This is a genomic window from Paenibacillus mangrovi (assembly GCF_022898935.1).
Classification (GTDB): domain Bacteria; phylum Bacillota; class Bacilli; order Paenibacillales; family Paenibacillaceae; genus Paenibacillus_AQ; species Paenibacillus_AQ mangrovi.
This window is the reverse complement of sequence record NZ_JALIRP010000025.1, coordinates 1-9,943: the sequence shown is the minus strand read 5'-3', so window position 1 is coordinate 9,943 and position 9,943 is coordinate 1. Positions and strand designations below refer to the sequence as shown.

Here is a 9,943-nt window from a genome sequence, read left to right as displayed (position 1 = left end):
GGCAGGATTCCTTAATCACTACACGAATTCCTTAGATAAGGGGTGATTAAATTGAAGCAAGGATTAATAGTTTTTCTAAATGGAACTTCAAGTTCCGGAAAGACTTCCATATCGACAGAACTATTAAATCAAAATGAAATCTCATTTCGTCATTTATCAATTGATGATTTTTTTCATGGATTGTTTCATGACTACATTGATTTTATTAACACTAAATGTTCAAAATCAGCCGATGGAGAAGATGTGGAAGTTTCGGTCCAAATAATTATTGATTCATTAGTTACTTTATTTTATTCAACAGTTAAATTTATGTCGGAAAAGGGGATCAATGTAGTTGTAGATACAGTAAATGATAATGAAGAGCGGTTTAATACTTGTCTAGGTTTATTAATCGATCGTCCTGTACTATTTGTAGGAGTAACTTGCTCGAAAGAGGAACTTATTAGAAGAGAAAAACTAAGGGAAGATAGACAGAGTGGATTAGCAATCTCACAGTACGATATAGTTTATCGCCTTAATGAGTATGACATTGAACTAAATACTGAAACCTTGAGACCAAACGAATGCGCCAATTTGATATTAAATTTTATTAGATCAAATCGTGAATGCTCTGCTTTTAAGAAGTTAAATAAAAGAAGTGTTGGTGCTTCATAGAAGTCGTATTCTTCAGATAAAGCCATGTTTACGCTTCGGGGCATTTGACAGAGTACATTACGCTAACGGGACACGATAGCTCAATAAGCACGAAGAAACGGCATCTGATGAATTGGCTGTCGTTTTCTCAACTCCCTCAAGAACTTTGATATAATATGGGTATCTGGACTATAAGTATGAAAGGGGAGTACAACAATGAATAAAATTTTGCGCAGCAGCTCGGCGGAAGCTGAGATTAATACCCTTGGTGCGGAACTGATCAGCTTCAGAAAGCTGGATCCGGAAGCTGAATACATCTGGAGCGGTGACGCCACGTATTGGACAGGCCGTTCTCCGGTGCTGTTTCCCATTATTGGTGCGGCCCGGAACGGAGAGATTAAGGTGGACGGCAAAGCCTATAAGATCGGCAATCACGGATTCGCCAGACGCAGCGAATTTACGCTGGTCCAAGAAAGCGAAACCCACGCGGTTTACCGCCTCTCTTATGATGAGAAAACCCTGGCCAGTTATCCTTTTAAATTCAACCTATATATTACATATAAACTGAATGCAAGCACACTGGAACTTAGTTACCGGGTGGAAAATAGCGATGAACAGGATATCTTCTTCCAGCTCGGAACCCACCCGGCGTTCAATTGTCCGCTTGATGACAACGGTAGCCTGAGCGATTACTATCTGGAGTTCGCTGAATCGGAAAACCTTGAAAGGTTGTTCTTGAATTCGGACGGCCTGCTGATCAGCGGCAAATCGGAGCCCGTTCTGAAACAAGAAACCATCCTGCCGTTATCCCATGAAATGTTCGCCGAAGGCGCATTGATTTTCCGAAATGTGAGATCTCGGCAGATTTCGCTCAGAAGCAAGCACTCCGCCAAAAGCGTAGTTGTCACCTATAAGGGTTTTCCCGACCTGGGCATCTGGCAACCTTTGAACGCTCCCTTCATATGCATCGAGCCTTGGCAAGGAGTAGCGGATATGGACGTCTTCGAAGGTGAACTTCAAGCTAAAGAGGGAATAATCACCCTGGAGCCGGGGGCGAATTTCACAAGCTCCCTGACCATAGAAATCAACTGACGATCCGAAGGGATCTGCAGGGTTCTCAACTGGTTAAGCTCGGCTCCATACCATTGCAAAAAGCATCAATCTATAGGAGAGGGCACTGAAGAACTTACGTTTTTCTTAAGGAGTATGTATAAACTTCAGAAAAGTAGACATTCAACCCCATAGTTCACGGCGAATATCGTCATCGCACCTTGTAATTCCATACCAATCAGACCCGAGGATGTAGCAGCCATATGACCGGCTAGTTTCATCAGTTTCGCTCGTTAAAATCAAGGCCGTAGAAGTGAAGTGGTGTTTTATTACTCCTTTATATCGAAGTAAGGAGCATTCAAGATAATTAGGGAGCAGACTGCCACGGGTGGCCTGTTCTCTTTTTTATTGAAGTAGGCGTCAAATCGTGGGTGCCGTTGAGCTAACGGGAACGATAGCACAATGTAATGAGCAGATAATTTATTGATTAATCATGGTATATACAACAATCTAGGGGTATTGGAATTATCCTTGGAAATAAGCGAGGTCTTTACTTAAAGTGAACACGGTGAATCAAATGATAGAACAGAAATTTTGGATTCGATTTGAACTTGGATTGGATCCATTAAATAATTCAGCTTATTTTGATGAAATGAATTATCGAGCTAGTAGTATTTTAAAGTTCGTTTTTTCAAATGATGATGAAGTTCATGTTGTGAATAGAATTAGCTTTTTAAAAGGTAGCAGGCTATGCGAACTTCCTGCAATGAGTCGTTATTTTAAATCAAAGGAATCTATGCGTAATCTGACACTAGAGACTATTCCATATGAGTATGATGAAAGTGACATAGAATTTCTTACAAACGAATTTATAGTTAAAACTACTTTCCAAGATATTAGAAATTCCTATTTAATTACAGCGCTTGGGAACAAAGATTTTCGAAGGAAGCCACGAGTGCGTGGAAATATATATCTTTTGAATGTAACGAAACAAATTCTCTTTCATATGTACGACGATCGTGGTTGTGATGTCTATGCTAATAATAAAGAAGCGTTGCTTCCCCTGTACCATAAATATCGAAAATGGATTCTAGATTATAACCGCATTTATATTGATGGACTGTTTGGAGAAGGACTTGCCGGTTACTCCGAAAATGAGGATGAGAAAAGGCTGCGCCAAACCAATAATGAAGTCAAAATAAAAGAAACGCAGATAAACTTATATCGGGTAAATACCTTCCATATTATTCATTCACTTGAAATACCTGCAAACGAAAGTATTCAATTTGAAGAAGAAACGGGGCAAACTGGTTTTAGTTTAACGATGCAGTATAAAGAAAGCAACACAATAATCTACGATCTTGTTAAAACAGAGGCACTAGCTTTGATTGATTATCAAAGTGAATTAATGAGTTTGTATGCAAAAAAATATCGTGGCATATATCATGGCTGGAAAATCGAAAGATCAAACTAATGTGGAAAAGGGTAAACCACAAGAGTGTAAATCGTATTTGGACAAAAACATATATTCATCGAAGAGTAACGTTTAAATGGTTATTAAGCTAACAGGCAGTTTAGTTTCAGTTACTTTGTGATCTCACGGGATATTAAAAGTGTTACAATGATTAGGAGCAGGGCTGGAATTTTTTTGGTCTAGCGGCTAAAGAATCGGTTCGAAGGGACAAAGCTATGTTGAATCATCTAATAAATGGACTGGACTTGAATCCTCCTATAAATATGAATCTTGTTATAGAAACGGAAAGTGAGCTTGGGGTTAAATTTCCGAGTGATTACAAGGAATTTATTGTTCAATGTAATGGTGCTGAAGAAACCGTGGGAAACGCGTATGTACAACTATGGGCAATAGATGAATTAGTCGGATTAAACGAAGGATATGCTGTCAAGGAGTTTGCAGATGGGCTAGTGATTTTCGGCTATAAAAGGCTCTTTTTTCTTTTGCTCCCGGCCCATGCTCGATTATCCCCACCGGGCGCAGCTTGCCGGACCCTTTCATTACGGCGGTGAGCCATCCGAAATCCTCTTTGCGGTACCCCGTGATGTATACCTCCAGCAAATGACCAGTTGATGACCTTACGCCATGCATCTGATCGGCGGCTGATGTACTGGCTGTTTTTGCGTTTGCCAACTATCCCTTCCATACCCCAAGCTTCAATTTGCTCAAATAATGCTTCGCCAGCTTCCTCGACGAATGGAGTAACGCCAAATGCCTTCCCGGGTAGGATAATGTTGCTGAGGATCGCTTTTCGCTCCATTAACGATAAACGTCGGAGATCGCGGCCCCTATACATCAGGATATCGAATATCACATAAGTGATCGGTAGCGTCCGGGTCAGTCCGTTAATCTTATCGGCTTTTTTTGCTTGAAAACGGGACATAACAGCCTCGAAGTCAGATATCCCCGTTTCTGGATCCACACAAGCGATCTCCCCGTCCAGGATGATGTCGTCTTCGAATGGTACATGCAGTTCTGGGTATTGCATAGTGCAATCGTTGTTGTGACGTGTATATAACCGGATTACTCCTGATTGCTGTGAAAATATTAAGCGATGGCCATCTACCTTTGGCTCAAAAATGTAATCTGAATGTGAGAAAGGTGAAGGGGCCGTAGCAAGTAACATCGGATTAATAAACATAAAACCACCTCTTTACGTAATTATAGCCTTCATAATTAAGAAGAGGTGGCGGTAAGTTTTGGTGATTAAAAATTCTGTATTCCCTGTAGCTTATTAAACAATATTTCTTGAGCTCTTTTTGCTAGTGCATCTGGTTTTCTTTTTTGACCAAACCGAAATATTGGTTCACGAATTGTGGGATGGTCTTCTTCGTTATGTACTATCCAATATTTCAAGACGATTAGTGCATCACAGGCTTCATATGGTCCCCAAGATGAAGTACGCATTACTCTTAAACATTCAAGTAAAAGGTAAAAATAGGACCTTTGGTCAAATGATTCGAAATATTCATTAAGTTGCTCCCACTGCAATGGGATTGTCGAATTGGTCATATCTAGGCCAGTCTTTATCCCAATAGGATATTTCATTTCAGAAACCTGTTCGATAGCTTGTTCTAAGCTTAGACCCCTATTGAGTCTAACTATTAAAAACCCAATGATGACCATTACTTTATCCGTGTATATCGGTTGTTTAGCCATTTAAAATCCCCTCTTGTAATAACTTCTATCTGAAAATACTATAAGTTATTTTTACGGGAGTTTATACCATTATGTATGGGAAATTCTGATATAAAACTGATTATAATAATATTTCAGGTTATTTTTACATTGATTAACGAACGCCTGTTTGGGTATAATTTAAGAACAATTGTTCTTGTTAATATAAAATCAGGAGGCGAATAGGGGTGTTAGCAGATATTGAGCGTAAACTACTCCGGATCCTTTACAACTATTCGAGTGGTCGCCGGCGGTTGCCATCGATGGAAGAGTTAGTTATTAAAACAGGAAGGACAAAGCAGGGCATAAAGAAGGCCCTGATCAGTCTGGAGGATCAGCTATACATCATCTGGGACGATAAACGTCTGGTCCAGTCAATCAAGATTGTGTGTGGTTGGGAAAACGAAGGAACAGTGAAAGAGAATACTGCCTGTGCCACATGGCAATCGTAGACTCTTGGTTACAACAGTTGAGGAGTATGCTTAAGGCGGCTCCTATTTTTGAAGAAATGGTGAACTCCTTAATCAGAGAATTTAAAGCGGATAACGACGTCTGTGATCTGGAGAAACTTGTTCATCGTGAGCATTATTTATTTTATGAATGGTTAATCGAAAAATAAATTTTTGAGCAATCTGGATGGACTTCTGTTCAATTAATCAGGATTTTTAATCCATACTACATTTACTTCAGCCGCAAGGATAGACATGCTGAATTCCTCACAGATCAACGTAACGATAACCGGCGGGCGTATCGCGTCCCTAGAGACAAGCTATCCCTTCACCGAGAACACAAACGTGACGCTCTCGCCCTCAACGCTCTGTGCCGTGAGCCTTGCGTCCAGCTTATCGGCAACCGCCTTGGCAATCGAAAGTCCTAAGCCATAACCTCCACTTTTCCGTGCACGGGATTCATCCACCCTATAAAATCGGTCAAAGATTCGTACGAGATCTTGCTTTGATATCCCCTTACAACTGTTTGAGATTGTGAAATTGATAAGATGTTTGTGCCTATTTAACGTTATATCGATTTTTCCGTTTTCATCCGTATACTTGATGGCGTTGTCGACAAGAATGAGAACGACCTGCTTTACCTTCTCCGGGTCGCTTGGTACAACAATGCCAGGTTCGATATCCTGCGTGAGCGTTACGCCCTTTTCAAAGAGCATTGGCTTCATCGGGAGGATGACTTCTGTGATGCACTTACTTATATCGAACGTGGAATATTCAGCCTTTATACTGTCGTCCTCAGTTCTTGCCAAATCCAAAAGATTGTTCACAAGCGTTGTCATTCGTGAAACTTCCGACTTGATGTAGTCGATCCACTTCCGCTGATTCCCGATGGTTTCGTCCTGGTTGAAAAGCAGTGCATCGGAGTTGGAATTGATAATCGCAAGCGGTGTTTTCAATTCATGGGAGGCGTCGGCGATAAACTGTCGCTGCTTCTCCCATGCTTCGGCGACAGGCTTAATGGCACGGTTTGCAAAAAGTAGACTGATGAAGAAAATGGCAGAGAACAGGGGAAGGCCAGCGACCAGGAAAGTCATCAGCAGATTGGTCATGGTCTTTTCCATTTCAGTCACGTCTAGGAAGGATATAATATACCGTTCTGCTTTACGGCTTTCTTGACGGCTGCCATTTATCATACTGACATGAATTTCACTGATAGGAGAAATAATATACTGCCATTTTTTACCTCCCACACTAAGAATCGAATTGTCTTTTTGTTCCTTCCAAGCGAGGGACGCCGCTTCCTTGTACGCCTCATCCGGCATGCGAATAATGGAATCTATCTTTTCAATTGCACCGTCTGACGTTACTGTAATATGGAAAGAAAGAGCATAGTCGGGAGGTATGCTTATGGTGTTTCCTTTGTTAACGTCTACTTCGATTTTCCCTTCCTTGATCATCATGCGGGCTTCTTTAAGACCTTCGGGACCTGTGGGAGAGGACAACGGCGTCTGCGAAGGGGGAGGAGGGAGCGCTTTCAGTTTGTTTTGGGCTTCCAATCGAACACTGTTATAGGTCGTCAGGTAGATGAAGGCGAACGCTACGGTCATGATGAATGATATGAAAATCATAAGGAGTAGGAGGATCTTGTTGCGCATTTTCTTAAACATGGACATATCCCTCATCTTTCAAGGTATAGCCCGCACCGCGTATGGTTTGAATGGTGACAACCGACTTGATTTGAGAAAGCTTTTTTCGCAGAAAAGAAATATATACTTCGGCTTGATTATACTCGGCATCTGCATCATAGCCCCAGATCTTCTCCGCGATCACGTCCTTCGAGCAGATGATGCCTTTACGTATAATCAGAAATTCAAGCAGTTGAGACTCTTTCAGCGTCAAGTCGACAGACTGATGTCGACTGGAAAGTGTGAGCGACTGTGGATTCAACTCAATATCTCCGATTCGAAAGACACCGTCACTGATTAATTCGCCTTGTCTTCGGACCAAAGCCCGCAAACGTGCTAAAAGTTCATCAGCCTCGAAGGGCTTGGAGAGGTAATCGTCTGCGCCGCTATCGAGGCCAGCGACTTTCTCATTAGTTTCGCCCTTTGCGGTCAGAAGGATGACAGGGGTTACGATATTTTTTTTTCGTAGTTTCTTCAAAATGGTTATACCATCCATCTCGGGAAGCATGATATCGAGAATGATGACATCATAGATGCCGGTAAGGGCACAGTCCAGCCCTTCAACTCCATTGTGTGCGAGATCTACACTGTAATTGTTTTGCTTCAGAATATGGGCAACCGCTTCAGCCATATGCTGCTCATCCTCTACGTATAATAACCTCATTACAATGCCTCCGTTTTACATCATTATACATTAAAAGAGCATGTCGTTCCGCGGCAAAGGGGCTGACACTGTCCTTTTCCGCGGAACTCTTGCGATACTGATCAATAAGCTATGTTAGTTGCCCTGCGAAGGCTCGCTTTTACGAAGAGGAGGAACGGCCGGTGGAGCAGGCGGAACGGGTATACCGTCATAGCTGCCACTGATCGAGCCGTCCTCGTTCACGGTCACCCCGTCCGGAGCGGTTTCGCTCCAAGTCTTGCCGCCATCGGTGGAAAACTTAAGCTTGCCGTCAATATTCCTGGCGATCATCAGCCCGGATTTTAATTTGGTTTGAAATTGGTCCCCGGTTGTCTCGTTGACCTTACCGTTTTCGTCAATGATGTTCAGAGCACTCTTCTGCACACTGTTGTATTCGGGCGGACTCGATGGAGCAGGCGGAACGGGTATACCGTCATAGCTGCCACTGATCGAGCCGTCCTCGTTCACGGTCACCCCGTCCGGAGCGGTTTCGCTCCAAGTCTTGCCGCCATCGGTGGAAAACTTAAGTTTGCCGTCAATATTCCTGGCGATCATTAGCCCGGATTTTAATTTGGCATGAAATTGGTCCCCGGTTGTCTCGTTGACCTTACCGTTTTCATCCTTCATCCTGATCTTGATTCCAGGAGTGCCATCCTCCCCTGACGAATGGCTCACAGTTCCGTTTTCATCCAAATTGGAGAGCGGACTGTATTTGCTTGCCGCGAATGCGGCTCCCGTGCCGATCGACATAACCAATGCTCCGCATATCACAGCGGCTCCGACCTTCTTCTTAGAGTCAAAAAATTTCATCATGTTCGTTCCTCCTTCAAAATTTATAACGTAAGCAGCTGTCTTACAATTGTTATTTTAAAAGCCGAACCTTGAATGAATCTTGAAAGCGAATCGTTTTTTGAATCATGGGCATAGGAATTGAAATCTATTCATCATATGGTAATTATCGGTGATAACCATAAAGTTTGTTGTTTCCAAGTATAGTACCCCCACTGTCCCCAGGGATTGCAGTGTAATCAGCACCAGTCAAATTATTTAGATTACCAACACTAATATTAGTTTATTTTCCAACAAATTCACTACTATCAGCTACATTAGCTTGTTAGTGATTTTGCACCAACATATTGATAATACACTTTGTTGCTAACAACTAAACTGGATGATGTAATTAACAATGCGTCTACAAAGCCATTTTCAATAACATTCGCACCTTCAGCTATTCCTGGAGAATAGCGTCCACTAGCAGTTGTATTGGGCTGAAAATAGGTTCCAGCTAAACAATATCCCGCTGTAACAACATAATAAGTAGTTCCTTTTTTCGCAGAAAATCCAGTCGAACAAACTAAGTTAGCAGTTGAATTTAAAAGTTGTGGTCCCCCTTGGATTGGATATGTGGCGGTTACAGTATCACCTTCAGTTATAAATTGAGAGTCATTCGCTTCATAAAAAACGAGTGAATCTCCATAAAGATTTTTCAGGTAATTTTGATTGTTCTCATTAGCATCGTATAAACCAATTCCTACCTTATTGTTTTTAATATCTGTTGCAATATATTTTATATCAATACTAATTTGATTTAATTTTTCTTTGTTGCTGAATATTTGCTCATGAATTTTATTGAGTTCACTTTCACTAAATTTTGCATCCAGAAGAGTTGCTTGCGGTAATGATTTCTTCATACTATAGCTTTGATCTGCCTTAGTTACTGATTTTATCCTGACGTAAACACCATTATTTTACGAAATCCCTATCCCGTGGGTTGTGGATGGAGAGGTAAGGAAGGATATTACAAAGCGCTTTTTTCCAACTTCTTAAACGATTATTGTAAAGAAAATACTATAAGTCAAGCATGGTTAAAGAAAATACCTTTATTTATCGATTTAAGACAAGCTAGAGTTTTATCCGCACTATATAGAAGCAGAGATTTTAATGCTCCTGATTGGAGTGAATGGTTTGAACAAGCTCGACGTTTCTATTATTTCAACTTACTGAATAACACACCATATATTGATATGGACTTTTCGCGAATGTAAAAAATTTTTATTCCGCTATCGGGAAACTATAGCTTAAAAATTAACTAAACGTGGTTGCCGGCATAGATCGGCAGCCACGTTGCGCTATTCCAGCTAATAGCTTGTCAATATTTAATTATTAATAATCGATTCCAGGAGTGGTATACTTAAAAAAAGATATGACAAATAACCGTCCCCTTCGGCACAGGAATATATTTCATCTTTTCCTA

The 9,943-nt window shown here is 41.3% G+C and carries 11 protein-coding genes; 5 read left to right on the top strand and 6 right to left on the bottom strand.

Features of this window, described 5'->3' with window-relative positions:
* The first annotated feature begins 51 nt into the window (after nt 1-51).
* The 4 genes from MUG84_RS27030 to MUG84_RS27730 all read left to right on the top strand — a co-directional run bounded on the left by MUG84_RS27030 (nt 52) and on the right by MUG84_RS27730 (nt 3,708).
* Nucleotides 52-654 carry a chloramphenicol phosphotransferase CPT family protein gene (locus MUG84_RS27030; protein ID WP_244731272.1) on the top strand — a complete coding sequence of 201 codons (603 nt, stop codon included), beginning with the start codon at nt 52-54 and terminating at the stop codon, nt 652-654.
* A 195-nt stretch (nt 655-849) separates the two neighbouring features.
* A complete protein-coding gene (locus MUG84_RS27025; protein WP_244731271.1) occupies nt 850-1,725 on the top strand; it encodes an aldose 1-epimerase family protein in 876 nt (291 codons plus the stop codon).
* Nucleotides 1,726-2,260: 535 nt separating this feature from the next.
* Nucleotides 2,261-3,157: a DUF3885 domain-containing protein gene (locus MUG84_RS27020; protein WP_244731270.1), complete on the top strand. Its 897-nt coding sequence runs from the start codon at nt 2,261-2,263 to the stop codon at nt 3,155-3,157.
* Between the two features lie 215 nt (nt 3,158-3,372).
* A complete protein-coding gene (locus MUG84_RS27730) occupies nt 3,373-3,708 on the top strand; it encodes an SMI1/KNR4 family protein (protein ID WP_425313289.1) in 336 nt (111 codons plus the stop codon).
* Here the strand turns inward: MUG84_RS27730 and MUG84_RS27015 are convergent.
* Together MUG84_RS27015 and MUG84_RS27010 are read right to left on the bottom strand one after the other, a co-directional pair.
* Nucleotides 3,618-4,337: an ATP-dependent DNA ligase gene (locus MUG84_RS27015; protein WP_342346151.1), complete on the bottom strand. Its 720-nt coding sequence runs from the start codon at nt 4,335-4,337 to the stop codon at nt 3,618-3,620. The genes MUG84_RS27730 and MUG84_RS27015 overlap by 91 nt on opposite strands.
* 65 nt (nt 4,338-4,402) lie before the next feature.
* Entirely contained in the window at nt 4,403-4,855 is a 453-nt protein-coding gene (locus tag MUG84_RS27010; protein ID WP_244731269.1) for a hypothetical protein, read from the bottom strand.
* A 206-nt stretch (nt 4,856-5,061) separates the two neighbouring features.
* On the opposite strand from MUG84_RS27010, the gene MUG84_RS27005 reads away from it, so the two are divergent.
* Nucleotides 5,062-5,325: a hypothetical protein gene (locus tag MUG84_RS27005; protein ID WP_244731268.1), complete on the top strand. Its 264-nt coding sequence runs from the start codon at nt 5,062-5,064 to the stop codon at nt 5,323-5,325.
* 317 nt (nt 5,326-5,642) lie between these two features.
* On the opposite strand, the gene MUG84_RS27000 is transcribed toward MUG84_RS27005, so the two are convergent.
* From MUG84_RS27000 to MUG84_RS26985, 4 genes are all read right to left on the bottom strand, one after another.
* Complete coding sequence (locus MUG84_RS27000; protein ID WP_244731267.1) at nt 5,643-6,989, bottom strand: sensor histidine kinase; 1,347 nt, start codon at nt 6,987-6,989, stop codon at nt 5,643-5,645.
* Complete coding sequence (locus MUG84_RS26995) at nt 6,982-7,671, bottom strand: response regulator transcription factor (protein ID WP_244731266.1); 690 nt, start codon at nt 7,669-7,671, stop codon at nt 6,982-6,984. The genes MUG84_RS27000 and MUG84_RS26995 overlap by 8 nt, the downstream gene beginning before the upstream one ends.
* 114 nt (nt 7,672-7,785) lie before the next feature.
* Complete coding sequence (locus MUG84_RS26990; RefSeq protein WP_244731265.1) at nt 7,786-8,502, bottom strand: hypothetical protein; 717 nt, start codon at nt 8,500-8,502, stop codon at nt 7,786-7,788.
* 293 nt (nt 8,503-8,795) lie between these two features.
* A complete protein-coding gene (locus tag MUG84_RS26985) occupies nt 8,796-9,380 on the bottom strand; it encodes a S1 family peptidase (protein WP_244731264.1) in 585 nt (194 codons plus the stop codon).
* Nucleotides 9,381-9,943 lie beyond the last annotated feature (563 nt).